22 protein-coding genes are annotated in these 25,205 nt (G+C 66.9%); 11 read left to right on the forward strand and 11 right to left on the reverse strand.

The features are described from left to right. Positions 1–5: 5 nt before the first annotated feature. Positions 6–893 carry a glycosyltransferase gene (locus ASF51_RS00100; RefSeq protein WP_055923504.1) on the forward strand — a complete coding sequence of 296 codons (888 nt, stop codon included), beginning with the start codon at positions 6–8 and terminating at the stop codon, positions 891–893. Here ASF51_RS00100 and ASF51_RS00105 read toward each other — a convergent pair. Together ASF51_RS00105 and ASF51_RS00110 are read right to left on the reverse strand one after the other, a co-directional pair. Beyond that, positions 890–2,929 carry an acyltransferase family protein gene (locus tag ASF51_RS00105; protein ID WP_162236907.1) on the reverse strand — a complete coding sequence of 680 codons (2,040 nt, stop codon included), beginning with the start codon at positions 2,927–2,929 and terminating at the stop codon, positions 890–892. The genes ASF51_RS00100 and ASF51_RS00105 overlap by 4 nt on opposite strands. Before the next feature lie 58 nt (positions 2,930–2,987). Then, the gene (locus ASF51_RS00110; RefSeq protein ID WP_055923509.1) at positions 2,988–3,731 is read right to left on the reverse strand and encodes a glycosyltransferase; all 744 of its coding nucleotides are present in this window, start codon (positions 3,729–3,731) and stop codon (positions 2,988–2,990) included. Positions 3,732–3,769: 38 nt separating this feature from the next. Here ASF51_RS00110 and ASF51_RS00115 point away from each other — a divergent pair, with 38 nt between their 5' ends. The 7 genes from ASF51_RS00115 to ASF51_RS00145 all read left to right on the forward strand — a co-directional run bounded on the left by ASF51_RS00115 (position 3,770) and on the right by ASF51_RS00145 (position 10,920). Next, positions 3,770–4,711 carry a glycosyltransferase gene (locus ASF51_RS00115; protein WP_055923511.1) on the forward strand — a complete coding sequence of 314 codons (942 nt, stop codon included), beginning with the start codon at positions 3,770–3,772 and terminating at the stop codon, positions 4,709–4,711. Between the two features lie 78 nt (positions 4,712–4,789). Further along, a complete protein-coding gene (locus ASF51_RS00120; RefSeq protein ID WP_235497088.1) occupies positions 4,790–5,494 on the forward strand; it encodes a glycosyltransferase family 2 protein in 705 nt (234 codons plus the stop codon). Beyond that, positions 5,491–5,856 (forward strand): DUF2304 domain-containing protein, encoded by a 366-nt coding sequence (locus ASF51_RS00125; RefSeq protein WP_055923517.1) that lies wholly within the window; start codon positions 5,491–5,493, stop codon positions 5,854–5,856. The genes ASF51_RS00120 and ASF51_RS00125 overlap by 4 nt, the downstream gene beginning before the upstream one ends. Beyond that, positions 5,853–7,433: a DUF2142 domain-containing protein gene (locus ASF51_RS00130; protein ID WP_055923520.1), complete on the forward strand. Its 1,581-nt coding sequence runs from the start codon at positions 5,853–5,855 to the stop codon at positions 7,431–7,433. Before ASF51_RS00125 ends, ASF51_RS00130 begins: the two co-directional genes overlap by 4 nt. Next, entirely contained in the window at positions 7,408–8,556 is a 1,149-nt protein-coding gene (locus tag ASF51_RS00135) for a glycosyltransferase family 1 protein (protein WP_055923523.1), read from the forward strand. The genes ASF51_RS00130 and ASF51_RS00135 overlap by 26 nt, the downstream gene beginning before the upstream one ends. Further along, positions 8,553–9,407, forward strand: coding sequence for a glycosyltransferase family 2 protein (locus ASF51_RS00140; protein WP_200926066.1), 855 nt, complete (start codon positions 8,553–8,555; stop codon positions 9,405–9,407). Before ASF51_RS00135 ends, ASF51_RS00140 begins: the two co-directional genes overlap by 4 nt. Before the next feature lie 58 nt (positions 9,408–9,465). Further along, positions 9,466–10,920, forward strand: coding sequence for a cell wall-binding repeat-containing protein (locus ASF51_RS00145; RefSeq protein WP_055923526.1), 1,455 nt, complete (start codon positions 9,466–9,468; stop codon positions 10,918–10,920). Between the two features lie 37 nt (positions 10,921–10,957). On the opposite strand, the gene ASF51_RS00150 is transcribed toward ASF51_RS00145, so the two are convergent. The 6 genes from ASF51_RS00150 to rfbA all read right to left on the reverse strand — a co-directional run bounded on the left by ASF51_RS00150 (position 10,958) and on the right by rfbA (position 18,344). Continuing rightward, positions 10,958–11,572, reverse strand: a complete 615-nt coding sequence (locus ASF51_RS00150) for a hypothetical protein (RefSeq protein WP_157411939.1) — start codon at positions 11,570–11,572, stop codon at positions 10,958–10,960. Positions 11,573–11,911: 339 nt separating this feature from the next. Next, entirely contained in the window at positions 11,912–13,939 is a 2,028-nt protein-coding gene (locus ASF51_RS00155; protein WP_055923532.1) for an acyltransferase family protein, read from the reverse strand. A 2-nt stretch (positions 13,940–13,941) separates the two neighbouring features. Then, positions 13,942–14,877, reverse strand: coding sequence for a glycosyltransferase (locus ASF51_RS00160; RefSeq protein ID WP_055923535.1), 936 nt, complete (start codon positions 14,875–14,877; stop codon positions 13,942–13,944). Then, positions 14,867–16,105: a hypothetical protein gene (locus tag ASF51_RS00165; protein ID WP_055923538.1), complete on the reverse strand. Its 1,239-nt coding sequence runs from the start codon at positions 16,103–16,105 to the stop codon at positions 14,867–14,869. Before ASF51_RS00165 ends, ASF51_RS00160 begins: the two co-directional genes overlap by 11 nt. Before the next feature lie 98 nt (positions 16,106–16,203). Then, positions 16,204–17,388 carry a dTDP-4-amino-4,6-dideoxygalactose transaminase gene (gene rffA / locus ASF51_RS00170; protein WP_157411940.1) on the reverse strand — a complete coding sequence of 395 codons (1,185 nt, stop codon included), beginning with the start codon at positions 17,386–17,388 and terminating at the stop codon, positions 16,204–16,206. Positions 17,389–17,477: 89 nt separating this feature from the next. Then, complete coding sequence (gene rfbA / locus ASF51_RS00175; protein ID WP_055923541.1) at positions 17,478–18,344, reverse strand: glucose-1-phosphate thymidylyltransferase RfbA; 867 nt, start codon at positions 18,342–18,344, stop codon at positions 17,478–17,480. 243 nt (positions 18,345–18,587) lie between these two features. Here rfbA and ASF51_RS00180 point away from each other — a divergent pair, with 243 nt between their 5' ends. Then, on the forward strand, positions 18,588–19,700 hold the full coding sequence (locus ASF51_RS00180; protein WP_369797269.1) for a glycosyltransferase family 4 protein: 1,113 nt from the start codon (positions 18,588–18,590) through the stop codon (positions 19,698–19,700). A gap of 68 nt (positions 19,701–19,768) precedes the next feature. On the opposite strand, the gene ASF51_RS00185 is transcribed toward ASF51_RS00180, so the two are convergent. Then, complete coding sequence (locus ASF51_RS00185) at positions 19,769–21,124, reverse strand: LCP family protein (protein WP_055923548.1); 1,356 nt, start codon at positions 21,122–21,124, stop codon at positions 19,769–19,771. Further along, complete coding sequence (gene purE / locus ASF51_RS00190) at positions 21,121–21,621, reverse strand: 5-(carboxyamino)imidazole ribonucleotide mutase (RefSeq protein ID WP_055923551.1); 501 nt, start codon at positions 21,619–21,621, stop codon at positions 21,121–21,123. Before purE ends, ASF51_RS00185 begins: the two co-directional genes overlap by 4 nt. Positions 21,622–21,786: 165 nt before the next feature. Here purE and ASF51_RS00195 point away from each other — a divergent pair, with 165 nt between their 5' ends. After that, on the forward strand, positions 21,787–22,311 hold the full coding sequence (locus ASF51_RS00195) for an RNA polymerase sigma factor (protein WP_255354411.1): 525 nt from the start codon (positions 21,787–21,789) through the stop codon (positions 22,309–22,311). Further along, complete coding sequence (locus ASF51_RS00200; protein WP_055923557.1) at positions 22,308–23,945, forward strand: hypothetical protein; 1,638 nt, start codon at positions 22,308–22,310, stop codon at positions 23,943–23,945. The genes ASF51_RS00195 and ASF51_RS00200 overlap by 4 nt, the downstream gene beginning before the upstream one ends. Before the next feature lie 7 nt (positions 23,946–23,952). Here ASF51_RS00200 and ASF51_RS00205 read toward each other — a convergent pair whose 3' ends face one another. After that, positions 23,953–25,089: a 5-(carboxyamino)imidazole ribonucleotide synthase gene (locus ASF51_RS00205; RefSeq protein ID WP_157411941.1), complete on the reverse strand. Its 1,137-nt coding sequence runs from the start codon at positions 25,087–25,089 to the stop codon at positions 23,953–23,955. Between the last annotated feature and the right edge of the window lie 116 nt (positions 25,090–25,205).

Here is a 25,205-nt window from a genome sequence, read left to right on the forward strand (position 1 = left end):
CCGGCATGACCCTCGACATCCTCATGCCGTTCTACGGCCGCGTCGATCAGTTCCGAAGCGCGGTTGAGAGCGTGCGCGCGCAGACCTCTGCCGACTGGCGTCTGGTGATCGTCGACGACGTCTACCCCGACACCTCGGCGGGCGAGTGGGCGCTCGGGCTCGACGACCCTCGCGTCAGCTACCTGCGCAACGAGCGCAACCTCGGCGTGAGCGGCAACTTCAACCGCTGCGTCTCGCTCATCGAGAACGACTTCGCCGTGATCATGGGCTGCGACGACGTGATGCGGCCCGACTATGTGGCGCGCATCGCGCAGCTGCGCTCCCGCTTCCCGGATGCCGATCTGCTCCAGCCGGGAGTATCGGTGATCGACCAGAACGGCGACCCCGCGCTGCCGCTCGCCGACCGCGTGAAGACGGTTCTGCGCCCCCGCGGCCCTCGCCCCCGAGTCCTCGGTGGCGAGGAGCTCGCCGCCAGTCTTCTGCGCGGAAACTGGTGCTACTTCCCCTCGCTCTGCTGGCGCAGCTCTCGTCTGCGCGAGTTCGGCTTCAGGGAGGACCGCCGCGTGGTGCAGGACCTCACGCTGATCATGCAGATCGTGCTTTCTGGCGGCAGCCTCGTGCTCGACGACGAGGTCGTCTTCGACTACCGCAGGCACGCGGCGAGCGTGTCGTCGCAGGGCGGCGTCGACGGATCGAAGTTCGCCGAGGAGCGCGACGTCTTCTACGAGGCCGCGGACCGCTGCGACGCCCTCGGCTGGCACCGCGCCGCCCGGGTCGCCCGGCGGCACGTGCCGTCGCGACTCAACGCGCTGTCGGAGCTGCCCGCCGCCCTGCGGTCGGGCGATTCGGATGGTCGGCGCGCTCTGCTGCGACACGTGCTCGGCGGCCGCTAGCCCCTGCCGATCGCCGACCGGATCTCGGCGTCGAGCCGAGGAGCGAGAAGTCGGCCGAACGTCGCAGTGATGTGAGACGTGGGCGAGTCCTGGTAGATGATGGTGCGGTCGCGAACCGTTCGGCAGACGTCGTCGTCGCAGAACTCGTCGGTCAGATCGATGAAGGGAATCTGGAATTCGTCGGCCAGTGACGTCACCCGATCAGGAACCGAGTTCAGCGCGACATCCGCCGGAGTCACGCACTGGCGCGCCGCCGCCGGGTCGCCATCGCTCGCATCGATGCAGTCGAACGAGGCCTGCGGGTTCAACGGAACATCGGCGATCGGCAGAAGATTGACTCCTCCGTCGATCAGGGTCTTCCAGTAGGCGCCCACATCGACGGGGTCGGTGAAGGAATCCCTGTAGGCCGAGGTGAGCACCACGTCGTAGTCACCCGCGATCAGCTGGGACGCATAGTCGGCACCACCCGCGCACTGCTCGACATCGAGCGCCGCGTCGCAGCTCACACCCACGAAGGTCGTGAGGCTCCACCCGTTCTGCTCGACGATCTGAGTCAGTGCCGGGATGAACTGCGCCGCATGCGAGTCACCTGTTATCGCGATCCGAACGGGCGCATCGGTGAACCCGTACTCGCAGACATGGGGCGTCGTGTGATCGAGATCGAAGCAGTCGTACATGTTGCCTCGATCCGTCGATCGATTGGCCAGGGTGGGAACCAACGGCGCCTCGCCGTCGAGGACTTCTCCCACGGAGGAGGAAGACGGTGCGCTGACGGCGGCGACCGCCAGTCCCCCTCGTTCGATCATGGTGGCCGACAAGGTGGCGATGAGCGTCACGGCGAGCATGCCGACAGCGGCCGGATAGAAACCCCGGCGAACGGAGGAACGCCAGAAGGAGCCGAATCGGATCGGGTCCTCTACGAGCACCTTGCTGACGCCGGCGAGAACGATCGCAATGAGTCCGATCACGAGCTTCTGCACGGTGGTGAGCGCACCGCCCAGCACAAAGGGAGCCACGACGATGAGGGGCCAGTGCCAGAGGTAGATGCCGTAGGAGATGTCGCCGATGTAGGTGACCGGGCGCAAGCGCGCGACCACCGTGGGCGAATAGATCTTCTTGCTGTCGCCGACCCACAGCGCGAGCATCGTGCCGAGAACCGGGAGGAGTGCGGCGGTTCCCGGAAAGGGAGCGCTGGCGGGCAGCAGCAATGCCGTCGCCGCGAGCGTGATGTAGGCGACCCAGCTCAGGAGGGATCGCGCAACGAGGCCGCCTTGCGTGCCGAACCAGACGGGCGACTTGAGTGCCGCAAAGGCCATGAGCCCGCCGCCCGCGAACTCCCAGGCCCTCGTCGTGGTCGCGAAGTACGCGAGGTCGGGCTGGCTCGACGTGAGCCACAGAGAGAGCGCGAAGGAGAGAAGGGCGATCGCTGCCATGACTCCGAAGATCGCTCGTCGGATCGCGCGTGTGCGCGCAGCCGATTCGGCCTTCTTGCCGACGATTCGAACGGCGACGAAGGTCGCCGCGAGCAACAGGATCGGCCAGGCGATGTAGAACTGCTCCTCGACCGAGAGGGACCAGAAGTGCTGCGTTATGGGCGGGTGCTCGTCACGCGCGAGGTAGCTGACCGAATCACTCGCGAGCAGCCAGTTCTGCACGTACAGCGCCGAGCCCACGATGTTGCGGAGGGTCGACTGCCAGACCGATTGCGGCATCCAGACGATGACGGCCCAGATCGTCGCGAGCAGCACGAGACACGCCATGGGCAGCAGACGCAGGGCGCGATTGGCCCAGAATCGGAAGACCTTGATGCCGCCAGGGCCCTCGGCCTGCTTGAGCAGGTGAGACGTGATCAGAAAGCCGGAGATGACGAAGAAGACGTCGACGCCGATGAACCCGGCGGGCAGGCGAAGCGGCCACAGGTGATAGACGACGACCAGCGCGACCGCCACCGCACGCAGAAGCTGGATGTCGAGCCGGAGGTCTTTAACGTGCCCTTTCTGCGCGGGCGGCGCGGGGCGCACGCTGGAGGAAGTCACAGTGAGCCACTGTATACGCAGCCGCTGAGACCGGGGAATCGGCAGCGATGCGTGGTCATCAGGCGATCGAACCCGGTGGCCTGCGGCGTACCCGCCGCCGAGCGATCAGCATCCCCCGCGCCAGCATGAGCCGCGCTGTGAGGATCGTGCCGAGCGGGCGCCATTTCAGAGGAGTGACGTTGTTCTCGTGCAGGCGACGCTCGACGACAACCTCGTCGAGGTGCGAGATCGACCGGGTCGCGTTGCCGAGAATGGCCAGCCACAGGTCGTGCGACTCGATGAAGATCTCGGGGAAGGGCACGAGATCGGGCACGAGCTCCCGGCGGAACCCCATCGCGCAGCCGAAATAGGGCCGGTAGCCCACGAGGATCGCGAAGGTGTTCCAGCCGATCTGCCGGTCGTAACCCGGTCTCAGGGGCCGGCGGGCGGGCATCCGGCCGTGTTCGCCGAGCACCGAGTAGTTGCCGGCGACGACCAGGCTGGTGCCGAGGTGCCGGACCATCAGGTCGAGCCGGCCGGGCGTCCACACGTCGTCTTGATCGGAGAGGAAGATGTAGGTTCCGCGAGCGCGCCGAACAGCGTTCTCGAACGTCTTCACGTAGCCGCGGTTGACCGGCTCGGGGTGCAGGCGGATGCGGGGATCGTCGATCTGCTCGATGACTGCGACGGTGTCGTCGGGCGATGCGTCGTCGACGATCACGAGTTCATCGTCGTCGTGCAGCTGCTCGAGGATCGAGAGGATCTGCTCCCTCACGAACGGTGCGCCTCGGTAGGTGGCCATGCACACGCTCGCCCGGATCATGCCACCATAGTATTCGCCCGACGAGAAGGAGGCTTCGCGTGCAGCGCACAGACAGACCGGCCCCGTCGACCCGGGTCGTCGCGGTGATCTCGGCCTTCAATCCCGGCCCCGCGCTTATCGACGCGTGCACCTCTCTTCTCTCGCAGACCGCGTCGGTCACGATCGTCGACGATGGCAGCACCGCAGAGGTGGCAGAGATTCTGGATGCCTGCGCGGCGGCCGGCTGCCAGGTCGTTCTGCTCGGTCAGAACTCGGGCATCGCCGCCGCGCTCAACGCGGGCGTCGACACGGCGTTCGAGAGCGAGCCCGGCGCGGAATTCGTGCTGACCCTCGACCAGGACTCGACGCTGCAGGGCGACTACGTCGCGCGCGCCGTCGCCGCACACGACGCGGCCGCGGCTGCCGGGGTTCGCGTCGGCCTCGTCGCCCCGCACTCGGTCGAGGGACTGCCCTCTCGCGTGGCCGAGGTGCGCAACGGCGTGGTGCTGGGGCTCGAGCCGATCCAGTCGGGTCTGGTCATTCCCCGCTCGGTGTGGCACGACGCCGGACCGTTCCGCGCCGGCCTCTTCATCGACTCCGTCGACACCGAGTACTTCATGCGCCTCTCCGACGCCGGCTTCGAGACGGTGCTCGCCGCGGGCACGCACCTAAGCCACAGCCTCGGCGGCCGCTTCCATCCCACGATCTTCGGGCGGCGTCTCCGCCTCGGCGGCCGCGACGTCTCACTCGTGCGCAGCGCCCCGTTCCGTTACTACTACCTGGCCCGCAACCGCGTTCTGATGAACCGGGCGTTCGGCGCTCGTCACCGGGCCTGGTCGATGAAGGAGACCGCGCTCGACGCTCGACACTTCGCCATCGTGCTGGCGCTCTCGCCGAACAGGCTCACGCTCGCCCGTCTCATCGTCGCCGGCTGGCGCGACGGGGTGCGGGGGCGCCAGGGCCGTATGCCGGAGTCCGTCGAAGAGATCGCCCGGGCCTGATCGCGCCTCCGCTCCCCCGTCTTCACGGGCGCTTATGATGGTCGGATGCCCCGCCCCTTTGACGGCACACTCATTGTGATGCCCGCACTCAACGAAGAAGAGGCCGTCGGCAACGTCGTTCGCGAGGTCCTGTCCTCCTACCCCGGCATCGCCTGCCTCGTCGTCGACGACGGCTCGATGGATGCGACGGGTGCGGAGGCCGCTGCGGCCGGCGCGATCGTGGCAACGCTTCCGTTCAACCTCGGAGTCGGCGGCGCCATGCGCGTCGGCTTCAAGTACGCTCTCGAGCACGGCTACCGCAACGTCGTTCAGGTCGACTCCGACGGCCAGCACGATCCCGTCGGACTCCCGGCCCTCATCGAGCAGTTGAACTCCAGCGACCTCGTGCTGGGCGCGCGCTTCGCCGGAACCGGTGAGTACGAGGTTCGCGGCCCCCGCAAGTGGGCCATGCTCATGCTCTCCGGCATCCTGAGCCGTCTCGCCCGAACGCGACTCACCGACACGACGTCGGGGTTCCGCGCCAGCGGCCCCCGCGCGGTCAGGCTGTTCGCCGCGCACTACCCCGCGGAATACCTCGGCGACACGGTGGAGTCGCTCGTCATCGCCAGCCGGGCCAGCCTGCGGGTGAGCCAGGTGGCCGTCGCCATGCGGCCTCGCGCGGGTGGACGCCCCTCCCACAATCCGTTCAAGGCGGCGATCTATCTGGGCCGCGCGGTCATGGCACTGTTCATCGCCCTGCTTCGGCCGCCCGTCATCCTGCCCCCGGAGGCGTCGACCCGATGACCATCGCCACATACCTGCTCGGGGTCTTCTCGGCCCTGCTCACACTCGGTGTCGTCATCGAGATGTTGCGCCGCAGACGCCTGCGCGAGCGGCACGCCGTCTGGTGGCTGCTCGCCGGATCGCTGGCGCTGATCGTCGGACTGTTTCCCGACATCCTCGGCTGGGCGGCGGGCCTGGTGGGCGTCGCGGTGCCGACGAACCTCATCTTCTTCGTGAGCATGGCGGTGCTGTTCCTGGTGTCGATCCAGCACAGCGCCGAACTCACCGACCTCGAGACCAAGACCCGCGTGCTCGCCGAGACGGCTGCCCTCCAGCAGTTGCGCATCGACGAGCTCGAGAGGTCGATCAAGGAACAGTCGTGACCTTTATCGCCCCCCGCCCCTCTCGAGCACGATGGGGCGTCTTCGCCGGCGCCTGGATCGCCTTGGCCCTTCTCGCGTCGGCCTGGGCGATCGCGTCGCCGATCAGCTCGGGTCCCGACGAGCCCGCCCACCTGATCAAGGCAGCCTCCGTCGTGCGAGGCGAACTGGTCGGACCCCAGGGCAGCTACGGCAACGAGGTGACGGTGCCGAACTACGTGTCGTGGAGCAACGCCCAGACGTGCTTCGTGTTCAACCCGGAGGTGCCGGCGAACTGTGCGCCGCCGCTCGTCGGCGACCCGGGTGAACTGGTCACGGGAACGACCACGGCGGGCTACTACAACCCGATCTACTACGCGATGGTCGGCTGGCCGACGCTCATCTTCTCGAACGAGGTCGGCATCTACGCGATGCGCATCGTCAGCGCGATCCTCTCCTCGGCGATCCTCGCCCTGGCCTTCATGCTCGTGTCGACCTGGCGCAGGCCGACCATTCCTCTCATCGGGCTCACCGTCGCGATCACCCCCATGGTGATCTACGTCAACGGGCTGGTGAACCCGAGCTCGTTCGAGATCTCGGGCACCATCGCGGCATTCGTGGCGATGCTCACGATCGTCACCCAGGCCGACGAACGGCTGCTTCGGGAACGGGCCACGATTCTCGTGGTCGTCTCGGTGCTCGCCGCGAACACGCGCACGATCTCACCGCTCTGGATCGCGTTGGCGATCCTCGTTCCCCTCCTCCTGCTGAGCTGGCGCGAACTCGGCCGACTCCTGCGCCATCGGGTGGTGCTGGTGTCTGCGGCGATCATCGCTGTGGGCGCGGCGTTCGCGCTGGCGTGGACGCCGATCAGCTCGAGGCTCGCAACGGAGGCGACCGGCGGGGCCCCCGCGACCACGGTCATCACGACGGTCTTCCCCGACGTGGGCCAGAGCCCCTTCTTCGGATTCGTGAAGATGATCACCCTCACGTTCACGAACGGCGCCGACATGATCGGCAACTTCGGGTGGATGGACACCCCCGTGCCCGCCACCACGATCGTGATCTGGACGATACTGCTCGGGGGCATCCTGCTCGCGGGCTTCAGCCTGCTGCGGGGGCGTCGGGCACTGGTCGGCGTGATCCTGCTCGTGCTGGCCGTCTTCCTGCCGGCCCTCATCCAGGCCGCGTTCATCACCTCGGGCGGCTTCATCTGGCAAGGCCGATACGGTCTGCCGATCTTCGTGATGCTGATTATCGGCGTCGCCGCGCTCGTCGGCCTGAGCCTCGAAGAGCAGCCGCTGAGGGCCGCCGGCCTGACCCGCCTGGTGCTCGCCGTACTGCTCGGCTTCATCGCCGGCCAGGGCTATGGATTCCTCAAGGCCCTCCGCCGCAACGTGATCGGCAGCGACACCTCGTGGAAGCAGTTGATCACCGATCCCGCCTGGATTCCGCCCGGCGGCATCGCCGTTCCGCTGGCGCTGTTCGCCGCCGGGCTCGCCGTTCTCGCCGTCGTCGCCCTGCGCATCCATTCGGCCGATCGCCGTGCACTGGTCGTCAGGCAGGAGGAGCACCGTGGCTCAGCCGCGCGTACTGTTTGACGCCACGTCGATTCCGCCCAGCCACGGGGGTGTCGCCCGGTTCATCTCCGGCCTGCTCTCCGGCCTGGAGCAGAACGGCGAGCTCGTCGAGGTCGTCGCGAAGCGACACGACATCCCTGCACTGCACGCGGTCGCGCCCGGCCACACCTATCTCGTCGCTCCGACACTCGTGTCGCTTCGGGGCGGTCGTTTCCTGTGGGAACAGACCGGTCTCCCGGCGCTCGCCCGCCGCCGTCATGCCGACGTAATCTACTCGCCGCACTACACGTTCCCCCTTGTTGCGCGGGCTCGGCGGGTGGTCACCCTGCACGACGCCACCTTCTTCAGCTCGCCTGAGGCGCACTCCCGTCTGAAGGGCGTCTTCTTCCGCACCTGGATCCGCTGGGCCAACGCTCGGGCCGACAGGCTCGTTGCCGCCAGCCGCGCAACCGCCGACGAGGTGCAGCGCTACGTGGCCCGCGCGCAGGGCACGATCGATGTCGGCTACCTCGGCGTCGATCCCGCCGTCTTCGCGCCGCCCACCCCGGAGGCCGTCGCCACGGCACGGAGAGAGATCGGCCTGCGGCCCGACCAGCCGTGGATCGCCTTCCTCGGCACGATCGAGCCGCGCAAGAACATCCCCGCACTGATCGAGGCCCACGCGACCCTCCGCGCCGCGGATCCCACGACTCCCGTGCTCGTGCTGTCGGGCGCCCGCGGCTGGGACGAGGCCGCGAACGACGCCCTCGACCGTAACGCCGGCCTGCCCGCCGACGAACGGCCCGTCATCGAGGCAGGCTACCTGCCGCTCGAACTTCTCTCGGCCTTCCTCGGCGGCTCTGAGCTTGTCGTCTACCCGAGCCTCGGCGAAGGATTCGGACTGCCCGTGCTCGAAGCCATGTCGAGCGGCGCGACTGTGCTGACGACCAGGCGCCTCTCGATCCCCGAGGTCGGCGGCGACGCCGTCGAGTACACCGAGACCGATGCCGCGTCGATCGCGACTCGGCTGCGTGAACTGCTCGACGACCCCGAGCGCAGGGCGACACTGGCCGCGGCAGGACTCGCCCGCAGTGCGCAGTTCACCTGGAGCGAATGCGCGGCCGTCTACTCGCGCGCCTTCGCCGAGGCCGGAGCCTCATCGTGAGCGCGGCCGGAGTCGTCACGGTCAGCTACGGCTCGGAGGGCGTACTCGACGGTTTCCTCGCGTCGCTCGAGCACGCGAGCGTCTCCGAGCTGCAGGTCGTCGTGGCCGACAACCGTCCGGATGCCGGCGGTCCCGTGCGCGAGCTCGCCGAACGCTACGGCGTCGCCTACCTCCCCATGAGTGCGAACCTCGGCTACGGCGGCGCCATGAACGCGGCCGTTCGCAGCCTGCCGTCCGACGTCGCCTGGGTTCTCGTGAGCAATCCCGACATCAAGATCCATCCCGGGGCAATCGACGAGCTCGTGCGGGTCGGTGAATCGGATGCCCGCATCGGCGCTGTCGGACCGCTGGTCGAGACCGACGGCGAGATCTACCCGTCGGCGCGGGCGATCCCGTCGCTGCGTATGGGGCTCGGGCACGCACTCTTCGCCAACATCTGGCCCTCGAACCCGTGGAGTCGCAAGTACCACAGCGACAACGAGCGTCCTCCCCGCGAGCGAGACGCCGGCTGGCTGTCGGGCTCCTGCCTGCTCATCCGCCGCGAGGCCTTCGACGCCGTCGGCGGTTTCGACGACCGCTTCTTCATGTACTTCGAAGACGTCGACCTCGGCTACCGCCTCTCGAAGGCCGGCTGGCGCAACAGGTACGCCCCGTCGGCCACGGTCATGCACTCGGGCGCGCACTCCACAGACGAGCACTCCACGAAGATGGTCCTCGTGCATCACGAGAGCGCCTACCGCTTTCTGTCGAGCAAGTACCGCGGCTGGTACCTCGCCCCCGTACGCCTGGCCGTGCGCGTGGGGCTGTCGACCCGGGCATATCTTGTGACGCGGGTCTTCAACCGCCGCTGACGTGACCGGGAGGTCGGAGCCAGTATGCTGACGAAATCAGCCAGCCCGATAGGACTCAATGAGAACCGCTCTCTCCACCCTGCTCGTCTGTCTCGCAGTGATTGCTTCGGTCCTGGCTGTCGATGGCTCGGCCACGGCCAGCATCACAAGCGTCAGCCGGTATTCCGGCGCCGACCGTTATGAGGTCGCAGTCAACATTGCGCACGAGTATGCACCCGATGTCGACGTGGTCTACATCGCGAAAGGAACCGATTACCCGGATGCTCTCAGCGCTGCTCCGGCGGCAGCGGCTTCGCACGGGCCTCTTCTGCTCACTCGGCCCGATTCTCTGCCCCAGTCGGTGCGAGCAGAGCTCGAAAGACTGACTCCGAAGAAGATCGTCGTCGTTGGGGGTACGGCATCGGTATCAGACGCCGTCTTCGCGGAGCTCTCCACATTCGGGGAGACGATTCGACTCAGTGGGGCCGATCGGTACGAAGCATCGAGAATGGTCGTCGATTACGCATTCGGCACCACCGGGGCTTCGCGGGTGTACGTGGCCACGGGAGCGAACTACCCCGACGCGCTGTCTGCCAGCGCCGCGGCAGGTGCACACAACGGGGCGGTGCTGCTGGTGAACGGCAAGGCGGATACCGCGCCGATCGAGGTTCAAGAACTTATCGTGAAGCTCGGAGCACACGACGTGGTCATCGCCGGCGGACCCAACTCCGTGACCACGGGGATCGAGGACTCCGTCGCTGCGCTCGGACTTCCCGGGGGATCGCAGCGACTCGGTGGGGCGGATCGCTACGAGGCGAGCCGCAACATCAATGTCGAAGCATTCACCTCGGCAACGACGGCATTCGTTGCCACCGGGCTGAACTTTCCCGATGCTCTCGCCGGTGCGGCCCTGGCGGGCAACCAAGGCTCGCCGCTGTTCATCGTGCCCGGCACCTGTGTGCCGTTTTCGATCGTCGGCTCGATCAACGCGTTGGGCGCGGATCGACTTGCCATCCTCGGCGGCCCAAACTCCGTCTCCCCAGCAGTGGAGACGATGACGCCCTGCGCCTCCACGCCGAGCGTATCCGTGCAGCACTCCTGCGGTAGCGGACTGAGCATCAGCGTGACCAATCCGAACCCCTTCGAGGTCGGTTGGACGTACGGCATCGACTACAACCTCGACGGAACAGACGACGCACGCACCGAAGGAATGACCGGCGCGTACGACAGCGTTACCGTTACGGATACCAGCGTGGGTGAGGACACCACGGCGGATGTGAGGGTCTACTTCCGGGGCGCGACGATCACGAACCAGAGGGTCCACGTGGACTGTGTCCCGCCACCTGGTCCATCCAACCCGGGCAACCCCGGCAACCCGGGCAACCCGGGAAACAGTGTCAACTGCAGCGACTTCGCCACATGGCGGGCGGCGCAGAACTGGTTCGACACGTACTACCCGGCCTACGGCGACGTTGCGGGTCTCGATAGCGACGGCGACAGGATCGCCTGCGAGAGCCTTCCCGGGCATCCCTGAATGACATGACGAGGCGGCGGAGAATCCGCTGCGCCGTCTACGTCAGAGGAATCGGACCACCGAGCGTGATGGTCGCCTGCCCGGTGCCCCCGCACCCGTCGAGGTAGTTGCTGTTGACCACGATTCCCACTGAGGTCACGTACCAGGAGTCGTCGATCTCCGGAAGCTGTTCCGCGACGGCCGCATCGATGAGCTGCTGCGGAACGAAGACCGTGTTTTCGACGGTCGACAGCGTCACCCATTCGACGTACTCATCCGGCGATACTCCACGCAGCACCGAGATGGTGTGTTCGACCGGGGCGACATCGGCCTCGGTGGAGTAGTCGACGACCGTGAGTGTCACGATTCCCGGCAAGGGGTACATGCTCGTTGCCGCGACGAGCGACTCGACGGCGTCCGAATCGTCGGCGTCCCACGGCTGAACGAGCCCCTGCAGGCCCTCGACCGGTGACACCGTTCCTGACCAGTCGCCCGTCTCCGGCGCGACGGAGTCGTACGAGATAGGCGTGCATGCGGGCTCGGGCTCGGGCTTCGGGATCGTCGGGGGCACGACGGGCGCCTCCCCCTGTGACACCGGTGCGCCGCAGTCCGTGGCCGCCTGCGCCGCCGGTGACCCGCCCCCGAAGAGCACGACACCCACGAGCAGTGGCATCAGGGCCAACATCGCCCACCTGCCCCGCTTCCGCGCAACGGCAACACCTACGACGCCGGCGACCAGCAGCACGGCAGTGAGGACGACAAAAGGCACGACGTCGGCGGATCCGGTGTTCGCGAGACAGTCTGTGGTGGAAATGATGGTGGGCCCCCTGAGCGTGCGGCGTCGACGCTGTGATTCACCGCGACGGTTACGGATCAGCATAGAGGCTCGCCGAATCCGACATTCTCACGCTTGGGACGCCGAGTACACAGGCGAGCACGGTTGGCGGGCGACGCCGGGAGCCCGCTCGCGCGCCCACGCAATGACTCGTGCTGACCCACCAACACCGCTGCGTCAGCCCTGAATGCGCTTGTCTATCTCCTCACCCAGAATGGGCGAGATGTGGTGGGAGAAAGTCGTGGTCAGATGCGAAGCGGGCGAGTCCTGGTAGACCACGATGTTGTCGATCACGGAGTTGCACACCTGTGAATCGCAGAACACGTCGGTCAGGTCGATGGGATCGAGACCCAGCTTCAGTCCTGTGGACATCGTTTGATCGGCAACGGCATCCAGCGCCGCCGCCAGCGGAGTGGTGCACGACATCGCCGCTCGCGTTTCTCCTCCGCTGGCGTCGATGCAGTCGAAGGCGGAGGCCGGGTTGTAGGGAACGTCGACGATCGGCACCACCGGAACACCCGAATCCACCAGCTGCCCCCAATAATCGGCCGTGGCTTCCTGGGTGGCTGCCGCTCGTCGACTCCCTGCGACGAGAACCAGGTCATAGTCGTTCGCGACGATGTCATCGAATCCGGTGCGTCCCCCTGCGCAGGCGTCGGACAAGCCCGCCTCGCAGTTGAGCCCGACGAAGGTCGTCAGTTTCCAGCCCCGTTGGTCGACGATATCGATGAGGGCCGGAATCCAGTGAGCGGCATGGGAGTCACCGGCGATGGCGAGAGACACCGGGGCATCATCCGACCCGTACGTGCACTCGTGAGGTCCCGTTCCGTCGAAATCGAAGCAGTCGAACATCTCCGCTTTGTCGTCTGCCCGGTTTGCTATCGACGGCACCAGAGGCGCGTCGACGTCGGTGCCCGCCCCGAGTGCGGGCAGGGCCCCGTCACCGGCCTGGGGCGCCGTCGCTGAAATGAAGAAGAGACTGCCAGCGCAGACGACGCACACCGCGGCCATGCCCGCTATGGCCGGATAGAAGCCCCGTCGAATGCGGAAGGTCCAGAACTGGCCGTATCGGAAGGGGTCCTCCACCAGGACCTTGCTTACTGCGGCCAGTGCGAGGGAGGCACCGATGATGGCCACCTTCGCGACGTTTCCGAGCGGCTGACCCGACGCCAGCGGAACCAGGACGACCAGTGGCCAATGCCAGAGATAGATGCCGTACGAGATGTCCCCGATGTAGGTGATCACGCGCGCGCGAGCCAAGAGCGTGGGGGCAAACGCTCGGCCGAGATCACCCGCCCAGATCATGAGAACCGCGCCGATGACAGGAAGAAGCGCGGCGACTCCCGGGAATGCGGTATCTACGGGCAGCAGGAGGATCGTGCCGCCGAGCACGAGGAACCCTGCCCAGGAGAACGCGATCCGCATCGACCTCGGGAGAGCACGGTGTGCTCCCCGCAGCGCCGGAGACGCGACGAGAATCGCCAGGAGACCGCCGGACGCGAACTCCCAGACCCTTGCCGGTGTTGAGAAGTAGGCGATGCTGGGCGACGTCGATGTCAGCCAGACCGAATAGACCACAGAGGAGGCGAGGATCACGACGACGATGATCGTGATCGAACGCTGCACAAGGCGAGGCTGTTCGAGCGGCCTGCGCCCTGAGAGTGAGCGCCGGACGACCAGCGCCGTACCCAGAAGGATCAGCGGCCACGCGATATAGAACTGCTCTTCGACCGACAGCGTCCAGAAGTGCTGGGTGGGAATCGGCGCCTGATCCCTCGCGAGATAGTTCACGGAGTCGTTGGCGAGCATCCAATTCTGCACGTAGACGGCTGACCCGACGATGTTTCGCAGGGCGACCTTCCAACTGGACTCCGGCATAAACGCGAAGATGCCGCCGATCGTCGCGAGGAGGACGACGCTGGCGAGGGGCAGGAGGCGGCGGGCACGATTCGCCCAGAACCCGGCAAGCAGCTTATGTGAGCCCGTGCCGATCTTCTTGGCGAGATGTGAGGTGATCAGAAAACCCGAGATCACGAAGAAGACGTCTACACCGACGAATCCCCCGGGAAAGAGATTGGGCCAGAGGTGGTAGAAGAGGACTGCTCCGACGGCCACGGCACGGAGTACCTGGATGTCGAGTCGCATCGCCGGAGAAGGCACACGACGGCGCTCGGCCCGACGGCCGGCTGGTGCCATGCCGCCCATGGCTACCGCTCCTTCCGATCGTCAACGGCATCAAGGATCAACACGCCCGTGCGCCCGCGCACCGAGTCGCGGTAGCCCGCCAGCATCGCCCGGGCTATGGCGCGCCGATTCGGGCTGAACGCGAGTCGAAGCAGGTGCGCCTTCGTCTCTTCGCCGAGCCTGCGCAGTACCCACGACGGGTCCTTCAGCAGGTAGCGCCTGGTGAGCGTCGTGCCGTTGCGCGCGATGTAGTAGACACGCTGCGGCGAGTGGTAGTTGTAGCTCAGTTCACGACCGAGCACCCGCAGGGGCCTGCCGAACAGCCGCGCGGGGTCGCGCCGTCCGAGCTGGTGCCGGATGTCGCATCCGGCCCCCACGAGCACGTCGAAACCCGCCGCGCGTGCCCGCGCCGTGTACTCGCTGTCGACGCCGTCGATCACGAGGCCCTCGTCGAGATGGCCGATCGAATCGAGGGTCTCGCGGGGGATCACAAAACCGGACTGCATGGGGTCGAACGCCACCGTGAAACCTGCGACGTCTCCGCGGGTGTGCACCGCGTGCCCGCTGTACGACGAGGCGACGACGACACCGACCCGTCGCCCCGCCGCGCGGGCATCGTGGTACGTGGTCAGCGCTCGCTCGGCGTAGTCGTCGACCGGCACCGAGTCCTGGTCGAAGGTCACGACGAAGTCGGGCCGCTCGTTCTCCTCGGCCGCCCGAATTCCGGCGTTGAGGCTCGCGGCGATGCCGGCGTTCTGCGGCCGCCGGACGACCGTGACGCCGGTCGCCTCGATCTCATCGAGGCGCCCCGAGAACTCGGCCGGCGATCCGTCGTCGACGACGATCACCCGGTCGAACTGCTGCCTCAGCTTTGCCGCCGTCGCCACCAGGTCGGCGTCGGGGCGGTAGGAGGCGACGATCGCGACGACACTGCGCGGGGCGGGAGGCTCAGTCGACATGGGACTCCTCTTTCTCGTTCTCGCGGCGCAGTTCACGGAACGCGGGCACGGCGAGTGCCCCACAGAGCACCGCCTCGCTGAGCGCCATGCCGAGCGCGATCAGGGCCGCGTGGCCCGAGAGTCCGGCGGCGAGCATCGCGCCGATTCCGAGCACGGCCGAGACGAGCGTCCACCGCAGGATGAGCCTCTGTCGACCGGCGGGAATCAGCACGTTGCGCATGAGCGGCGTGCCGACCGAGAGGAAGAAGAAGGCGATGCCGTAGTAGAGGCACACCTCGACGGTGGCCCGCGCCTGACCCGCGAACAGAAGCTCGCTCACCCACGGACCGGCCAGCACCAGGATGACAAGACCCGCGGCGCCGAGCCCGACGTGCGACCACAGGGCGAACGCGTGCCGCTGCCGCCTGTTGGCGATGCCCGGCTCGATGGTCCAGCTCTGCAGTGCGTTGCCCAGGGCCACGACCGTGAAGAGACCGAACCGATAGAGGGTGTCCGCCGTCGACAGGCTTCCGGATGCGAGGGGGCTGGTCGTCGCCGTCGCGATCGGCGCCGGGGTGGATGCGTAGGCGCTGCCCGCCATGCTGATGCCGGCGGTGTGACCCTGCGATCGCAGGTCGCGGAGCGCTGCGCCGAGCGGAGTCGGCAGCCAGACGCCCCCGCGCGAGAACCGGCGGTGGAAGAGGACGAGGCTCACCCCCGTGGCGGCGGCCAGCACGATCGTATAGCTCCACACCTGCTGCGTCGCGAGGAGCAGGGGAACGGAGACGAGAGTGGCGAGGAACCGCGGGATGGTGTCGTAGTAGGCGAGCAGCCTGGGCTGCCCGAGGCCGATGCAGAACCAGGCCGGCGACATACCCACGAGGGCCGTCGCGAGTGCCATCGACACGGCCTCGACGCGGAACTCGGGCACGGCCACGAACGCCGCGATGACCGATGCGATGGGGAGCGCGAAGACCAGCAGCACGATGCGCGTGCGCACGCTGCGCAGGTAGACCGTGGCCCTCTCGGCCGGAGTGGCGGCACGCGCGATCAGCACGGGGCCGTCGACATTCCAGCCCCACATCAGCGCCGTCGCGGCGAACGTGCCGATCGCCTGGCCCGAGATCACACTCGAGACGCCCTCGCCTCCGACGATGGCCGAGACGATGGGGAGGAGGAGGAACGGCGTGATGAGCGACAGCAGAGGCAGCACCGTGAAGCCGGAGAGGCGCAGCAGAACGGTCTTCATGGGTGTTTCTTCGTCCTCGGGCGTCGGCGGAAAGCTCCCCCGATCTTAGCGAGGCAATCCCGGACCCCGGGCGGGGACTCCGTGCCGTGGACGACGCCTCACCTGTGGAAGGAGGACACCGCTTCGATCACTCGATCGATCTGGCCCTGGCTCATGTCGGCCCACAGGGGCAGGCGCACGAGACGGTCTGAGAAGTTCTGGCTCTGGGTGAGCTCGCGCAGGCGACGGCCGTGCCGCAGGCCTGCCGGGGCGGAGTCGAGCGGAATGTAGTGGAATGACGCGAAGACGCCGAGCGACCGCAGATGCGCGAGCAGCGCCACCTGATAGTCGTGGTCGGGCGCCTGCAGAAAGAACAGGTGTGCCGGATGCCGCCGGTCGGCCGGCACGTCCATCAGCCTCACGTTCTCACCGTGAGCCCACGAGGGCAGCCGGGTCGCGTAGCTGTTCCAGACCGCGTGCCTCTTCTGCTGGATGCTCGAGAATGACTCGAGCTGCGAGTCGAGGACAGCGGCGTTGTACTCGCTCAGAAGGTAGCTCGATCCGATGTCGACCCACGTGTACTTGTCGATCTGGCCGCGCAGGAAGCGGGCCCGGTCTGTGCCCTTCTCTCTCATGATCTCCGCACGGTCCATCAGGGACAGGTCGTTGATCAGGATCGCTCCGCCCTCGCCGCAGTGCACGTTCTTGGTGTCGTGAAAGCTCTGCACGCCGACCACGCCGAATGTGCCCAGCGCCCTGCCACGGTAGGAGCCGCCCAGGCCGTGGGCGTTGTCTTCGATGATGGCGAGACCGTGCTCCTCGGCGATCGCCGAGATGGCCTCGAAGTCGACGGCGACCCCGCCGTAGCTGACCACGGAGATGGCCTTGGTTCTGGGGGTGACGGCCTCGGCCACCTGCTGCGGGTCGATGTTGCCGTGCCGCATGTCGACGTCGACGAACACGCAGGTGGCGCCGGTGAGGGCGATGGCGTTGGCTGCCGAGGGGAAGGTGAAGCTCGGAAGGATCACCTCGTCGCCAGGGCCCAGGTCGAGGAGCCGGCTGGCGAGTTCGAGCGCGTGCGAACCGGAGGTGGTCAGCAACGCTGCCGGGGAACCGGTGATGTCGGTGAGACGCCGGGTTGCGGAGCGGGTGAAACCACCGTCGCCATGAGCATGGTCGCCGCGCACGACCTCGCGCAGATTCTCCATCTCGTGCGGTGCGTGAAACGGCCTCGAGAACAGGATGGCAGCGTCGTCTTTCGACACTGTGGAGGGCGACGACAACGCGCTGTGGTTCTGGTGCATGGTCTGCGAATCATCTCAGAGCAAACACATAGAAAGCTACATTCGACGCGTGTCGAAGCTGAAGATCATCCCCGAGTACGAGCGCCCGATCAGCGTGCGTCGAGAAGCGTGTTGAGGTAGGTGCCGTATCCGCTCTTCACGAGGGGCGCGGCAAGAGTGCGGAGCTGCTCGTCGGAGATCCAGCCGGCGCGCCAGGCGATCTCCTCGATGCAACCGATCTTGAAGCCCTGCCGGTCTTCGACGACCCGAACGAACTCGGTCGCCTGAACCATCGACTCGAATGTGCCGGTGTCGAGCCAGGCCGTTCCTCGGTCGAGAACCTGCACCCGCAGGTTGCCCTGCTTGAGGTAGCGCTCGTTGACCGTGGAGATCTCGAGCTCGCCGCGGGCACTGGGCTCGATCGTCTTGGCGATCTCGACCACGGAGTTGTCGTAGAAGTAGAGGCCGGGAACGGCGTAGTTGCTCTTCGGCTCGACCGGCTTCTCCTCGATCGACACGGCGACGTTGGCGTCGTCGAACTCCACCACGCCGTAGGCGCGCGGATTGGCCACGTGGTACGCGAAGATCAGGGCGCCATCGAACGACGTGTTGTTGCGCAGGCTGGAGCCGAGGCCTGTTCCGTGGAAGATGTTGTCGCCGAGCACGAGGGCCACGCTCTCGTCGCCGATGAACTCCTCGCCGATGATGAAGGCCTGGGCCAGGCCGTCGGGCGAGGGCTGCACGGCGTACTCGAGGCGGATGCCGAGCTCGCTGCCGTCGCCGAGCAGCGACTTGAACTGTTCGTTGTACTCCGGCGTCGTGATGATGAGGATCTCGTTGATGCCCGCCATCATCAGGGTCGACAGGGGGTAATAGATCATGGGCTTGTCATAGATGGGCATCAGCTGCTTGCTGATGCCCTTCGTGATGGGCCAGAGCCGGGTGCCGGAGCCGCCGGCGAGAATGATTCCACGCATGGTCGAGAAGTCTACCGGGCGGCCTCTCAGGAAGCCTCATTGGAGGCTGATAGGGTCGGAGCCACGGACAGTTCGTCGTTTTGTTCGTTCCGCCCCGCGGCTTGTCCACCCGGTTTCTCAGACCTGTCGCAGGTCCCGAGCGGAATTCGAACCCGTGCGACGGTGTCCGGTGGGCTGCACTCTGCAGCGCACTCGGGAAGTATTTGGAGACTGATGACAACCCTCAGGGTGATCATTGATCAGATGGTGGCGACAGTACCGGGGGGCATCGGTCGCTATACGGAAGAACTGACACGTGAGTTGATCGCCACGGCACCTCGTGGGTGCGATGTCGAAGGCATCATCTCGAAGGTGCCCGACGAGACCTACGACGAGACCCTGTCCCGGCTGCCCGGACTCGGTGGTCTCACGCGACTGTCTCTGCCGCGTCGCGAGCTCGCGCGCGCCTGGCAGCACGGATTCTCGACCGGGGCGAAGGGCCGCGGCATGATCCATGCCACCAGCCTGCTCGCCCCTCTCCGCAAGATCGACCGCGTCAACTCCATCGGCGAGCAGGTCGCCGTCACGATCCACGACGTCGTTCCGTGGACCCACCCCGAGACGCTCACCAAACACGGGGTCGCCTGGCACAAGGGGCTCGCCAAGCGGGCGCGGCGCTACGCCGACGCCATCGTCGTCCCCACCCACGCTGTCGCCGCGGAGCTGCGGGAATTCGTGAACTTCGGCGACCGGGTGCGTGTCATCGGAGGCGCCGTCAGTTCCAAGCTCGTCGTTCCCGAGAATGCAGACGAGCGCGCATCCGAGCTCGATCTGCCCGCCGAGTACATCCTCACTGTGGGCACGCTGGAACCCCGCAAGGGTCTCGCTCCCCTGATTGCAGCACTCGCGCGCCCCGGCGTGCCCGATCTGCCCCTGCTCATCGCAGGTCCCGACGGCTGGGGCGATCTCGATGTCGCCCGCGTCGTCGCCGAGGCGGGGCTGCCCGCCGAACGCGTGCGCACCCTCGGATTCGTCTCCGACTTCGACCTGGCGCTGCTACTAGACCGCGCCTCGCTCTTCGTCTACCCCAGCCTCGCCGAGGGATTCGGCCTCCCCGTGATCGAGGCCATGAACTTCGGCACGCCGGTCATCCACTCCGACGTGCCCGCGCTGCGCGAGGTCACGGCCGGAGCGAGTGTCTCGGTGGCGCGCGACGACCCGGCCGGGTACCCGGAGCGGATCGCCTCGGCCATCACCCGCGTGCTCGGAGACACCCAGCTCTTCGAACGGCTCTCCGTGGGCGGCTACGACCGCGCCCGCGCATTCAGTTGGCGCGACTCGGCCGAGAAGGTCTGGCAGCTGCACGCCGACCTGTAACCGGTCGGCTTATCTTTGGCCGGCCGACCGCTGACAGGCCGGGCCGGCCGAGGCCGCCGTCGCCGCTACTACGTCTTCGACGAACTGAGCACGAGGGCGTCGGTGACGGACTGCCGCACGGTGGCCCAGTCGGGATCTTCGGGATCGATCAGCGGCGGCACGAGTTCGACGTTGTCGATCGGAAGGTCTTTCGTCTTGAGCGCGAGGTCGAGGAAGTACGCCAGGGTCGACTGCGGAACGTCGGTCTTCACCACGTCGGCGCCTGCCTGGGCGATGCCCTGGAACTTCGACAGCACGTTGGCCGGCTGGAACTGCGTGAGGATGGCCGTCTGCAGTTCGCGCTGGCGGCTCATACGGTCGTAGTCGCTCGTGGAGTGGCGGGACCGGGCGTACCAGAGCGCCGTCGTTCCATCCATGTGCTGCAGGCCGGGCTCGATCCAGCCCTCGACCTGCTCGAGGTTCTCGTCGCCACCGATGGGCAGGCGCTCGGTGACGTTGATGTCGACGCCGCCGAGGGCATCGATGAGCTGCGCGAAGCCCTGCATATCGATGAGCACGTAGTACTGGATGGTGATGCCGAGCGCGCCTTCGACCGCGTCCTTCGTGGCCTCGACACCCGGGCTCGAGCCCTCGGCCTCTGCATTCGGGTAGAGGTCTTGGTCGTAGGCCTCGACGCGGGGGTAGAGGAAGCTGATCTGACAGTCGGAACCGCAGTCGTAGACGCCCGTGCCGTTCTCGTCGTAGTCGGAGCCGATGAGAGGCGAGCCCTCGGGGAAGGGCACCTGCTGCAGGTCGCGCGGCACACCGATCATCGTGGCGCGGCCGGTGTCGGCCTCGATGCTGACGACGGTGATGCTGTCGGGGCGCAGGCCGTCGCGGTCGGCACCGGCGTCGCCTCCGAGAAGAAGGATGTTGTAGCGGCCGTCGACGGGAGGCTCGGCGTTCGCCTGGACCGCGAAGATCGAGGCCACGGTGTCGCGGGTCACGTTCACGAGGTAGGCGCCGTAGCCCGCGCCGCCGGCGAACAGCACGAGCAGCACGGTGGTGAAGGCCGCGATCCAGCCGCGTGCCTTTGGCCGCGTGCGCACGAGGCGCACCAGACGCAGGGTGTCGAGGGCGAGGATCACCCACAGCACGGCATAGGCGATGAGCAGGATCTGCACCGCCCACAGGCTCCACTCGTTCGTGAAGATCGAGAAGATGACCTGGGGCCAGATGAGATAGACGAGACCCGCCACGATGGCGAGCCCCACGAGGCCGAGGGTGCAGGCCAGGCCGAAGCGGCCGAGGCGCCTGCTGCCGGCCAGCACCTGGGCGGAGCCGGGCAGCACGAAGTTCAGCACGACCAGCACCCAGGCTCGGGCGGTCATGACTTTGGGAGAGGCCACATCCGGATAGCGGATGGGTGCGTTGACAGTGGTCATAGGCGCGCTTGCAGGTCCTGGTTCTTCTGTTCGACAAGGGCGGTGAGCTCTTCGCGGTAGTCGCCGAGCTTGCCCGCGAGGGTGTCGTCGAAGGTCGAGAGGATGCTCACGGCGATGAGGCCGGCATTCTTCGCGCCGCCGATCGACACGGTGGCGACGGGGATGCCCGCGGGCATCTGCACGATGGACAGCAGGGAATCGAGGCCGTCGAGACGGGCGAGGGGCACAGGCACGCCGACGACAGGGAGGGTCGTGACCGCCGCGAGCATTCCGGGAAGGTGGGCGGCGCCACCGGCGCCGGCGATGATCACTTTGAGCCCGCGCTCTCGTGCCGTACGTCCGTAGTCGATCATCTTCTCGGGGGTGCGATGGGCCGAGACGACCTGCACCTCGTGGGCGATACCGAAGTCGCTGAGCACGGCGACGGCGTCGGCCATCACGGAGAAGTCGGAATCCGACCCCATGACGACACCGACGAGAGGCATAAGAGCGGGCATTTGCCCATGGTAAAGGTCAGTTCTGCAAGAAAGCCGTTGCGGCACGCACCAGCGGCAATGGAACCTTTTTTCACCGACCGGACACTATGAGGTATGGGCACAGAACTAGTGAACGAGCCGGCCCTCTGGGAGCTGGCTCGCGGTGGCGATTCGGGGGCTTTCGCCATGGTGTACGACAGACATCGCGATCGCGTATTCGGTCAGGCGTTGCGACTCATGCGTTCATCTCATGACGCCGAGGACGTGACCGCGATGGTGTTTCTCGAGCTCTGGCGGCGACGCAAGACCGTGACGCTCGTCAACGAGACGCTGATCGGGTGGCTGCTCGTGACGACGAACAACGTGTCGCACAACTTCGTCCGCAGCATGCGGCGCTACAAGGCCGTCATCGATCGCATTCCTCCGGCCGAGCCCGATGGCACTCACGATTTCGACCGCGTCGACGAGGAGATCGACTCCGCCCGCCGCGGCCGGAGCGTCGGCAGCGCATTCGCTCAGCTGTCTGCGAACGACCAGAACATCATCACCCTGTGCGTGCTCGAAGAGTTCAGCCTGGCCGAGGCGGCAGTCGCGCTCCGGATTCCCGTCGGCACGGTCAAATCACGATTGTCCCGCGCCAAACAACGACTATCGGCCTTCACGACCGAAGAGATAGAACGAACCGCAATCGCCTCGGGAGGTGCGAAATGACTGAGACACCGAAGTTCGATCCCCAGCGCAGTGCTGCGATCCGGCACCTTCTCATCGAGAACGTCGAGGCGGAGCCGAAGCGTCGCACGAGGCACCTCCGTGGATTGCTGGCCGGACTCATCATCACGGGTGTCGTCGCCTCCGGCTCCGCCGCCCTCGCGCTGAATCGCGACCACCTCTTCGGCGCACCCGCGGCTGCCCCGCCCGCCACGCCGACCAGCACCACCGGGCCGACAGCGTCGCCTGTGCCAACGACCCCCTCGACGCCCGATGAGATCGACTCATCGGGCCCGGCGGTGACAGGCGACCCGATCGCGCCTCGCGATGTGCCCTCTCCTCCGAGCGGCTCGGGGTGGACCCTCGAGATGCCGCACTCGGCGGAGCCCTGTCAGGATCGACAGGCCTACACAGTCGCCGACGGGTTGGCGCTTGTACAGGTCGGGCCGATTCGTGCAGACGACAACCCGGGATGCCTCCGGACGAACGACGGAATGACCCTCTCGCTCGTCGACACCTCGTCAGGCGGACTGCTGTGGACCCGAGAGTGGAAATGGGACACCGAGATCGAAGGTCAGGGCTCGGCATACGTGGATACGTCTCTGCTCGGCACATCGGGTCGCGTGCTGGTCGACTCCCAGATGGATCGATCGGGCCCCAGCGAAGTACTCGATCTGGCGACCGGTCAGACGGTGGCACCGTTCACCCCGAGCAGCGGAAACGAGCACGTCTACGAGGTGAGTCCCGTCCCTGGCGACTCCGGGGATGTCATCGCCACATTCCGCGAGCTCGACGACGACGGGAACCAAGCGCCCTTCGGGATGGTGAAGCGCCTCGACCCGCGCGATGCTCAGAATCCGATCTGGAGCACTCGTGTCGAGGGAACAGACGTCTCGGCCCGGGAGGTCACCAACCAGATGACATTCACGTCACTCACCTACGCTCCGATCAGCCAGACTCGCTATGCATCAGCCGTTCTCGACCTCACCTCCGGTTCCGTCTCGCTCCGCGATGAGCGGACCGACTACGAGTTCTTCACGGGCTACACGATCCGCCCGTCGGACTACGACGAGACGGAGGTACCGCGCACCCTGAACGGCTTCGACGACAACGGAGACGAACTGTGGACACGAGCAGTGGGGCCGGAATCGAGCGTGAGCGAAGTGCTGACGTCCTCGGTTCGCCCGGGCGATCCCGTGGACATCGGTCCGCGGGTGGGCAACGGACAATTCGTGATCGGCTCACCCTCGAGCATCAGCCTCGTCGATGGCCTCACCGGTGAGACGGTGTGGGAGACGGACGCCACAGACTGCGGCACCCTTCCGGGTGCGTATGGACAATTCGCGGTTCACCTGTCTCCTGACGGCTCTGCTGTCACGATCGGCAACGACGTCGACCGCCCCTGCCGGTTCGACTCGGCAACCGGCGCCAGACTGGCCGACTCAGCCGTTCCGCGGCATTTCTCCTCGGCCTACGGCACCGCCCTGAACTACGACATCGTCGACGGCGTCGGAACAGCAGTCGATGCCCAGACCGGGGCGGTGGTCTGGAGCACTCCTACCGACGCGTTCTGGTGGTTCTATGCCGGCGGGTATCTCGTCTACTTCGACGGCTTCACCCTGCGATCCGTCGGCTGACCTCGGGTCAGTTCTGGAAGAAAGCCGCGGCGGCACGGGCCTCGAACACGACCTGGTCGAGGTCGTCGCCGCCCGCGGTGACGTGGCCCACCTTGCGGCCGGGTCGAGGCGCCTTGCCGTAGTTGTGGAATTTGACCGTCGGCTGGTCGGCGAAAGCGGCGGCGTAGCGGTCGGCGAGGGATCCTTCGGCCGGGCCGCCGAGCACGTTCACCATGACCGACCAGGTGTCACGGCATCCGGTTGCGCCGAGCGGCAGGTCGAGGACCGCACGCAGGTGCTGTTCGAACTGGCTCGTGGTCGACCCGTCGATCGACCAGTGGCCCGTGTTGTGCGGACGCATGGCCAGTTCGTTCACGAGCAGGCGCTCGTCGGTGGTCTCGAAGAGCTCGACGGCGAAGACGCCCGTCACCCCGAGTCCCTCGGCGATGCTGGTGGCGATGTCGGCGGCCACGTCGGCGACCCGGCCCGCGCTGCGCGGGGCGGGCGCGATGACCTCGGCGCACACGCCGTCTCGCTGGATCGACTCGACGACCGGCCAGAGCTGCATATCTCCTGACGGTCGACGCGCCACCATCTGGGCCAGTTCTCGACTGAAGTCGACCCGCTCCTCTGCCAGGAGCGCTCCCCCGTTGCCGTCTTCGGCGAGGGCGAGGAACCAGTCGGCCACCTCGTCGGCGTGCGTCACGACGCGCACCCCCTTGCCGTCGTAGCCGCCGCGAGGAGTCTTCACCACCGCGTGCCCGCCGTTGTCGGCGATGAACGACGCGAGCTCGTCTGCGTCGGAGACCGCGGACCAGATCGGAACCGGAACGCCCAGCTGCTCGAGCTTCTCACGCATGAGGATCTTGTCCTGCGCGTAGAGGAGAGCGTCCGGGCCGGGGTGCACGGCGTGGCCCGCTTCGACGAGCGCGCGCAGGATCGGCTGGGGAACGTGTTCGTGGTCGAAGGTGACGACGTCGACGGTGTCGGCGAACGCCAGCACGGTGTCGCGATCGAGGTAGTCTCCCACCTCGCTGGCCGCCAGTGCCGCCGACGACCCCTCGTTCTCGGCGAGCACCCTGAGGTCGAGACCGAGGTTCACCGCCGCGGGAATCATCATTCGAGCCAGCTGACCGCCACCGATAACACCTACGCGATAGTCCACGCGTACAGCTTAACGAATTCGCTGTTGATCCCTTCGACAGGCTCAGGGAACGCGCGGGCCGGTTCGGGCGACCGGCTCAGGGAACGGGCGGCTCAGGGAACGGGCGGCTCAGTGAA

Source organism: Agreia sp. Leaf283, assembly GCF_001422485.1.
GTDB lineage: Bacteria > Actinomycetota > Actinomycetes > Actinomycetales > Microbacteriaceae > Agreia.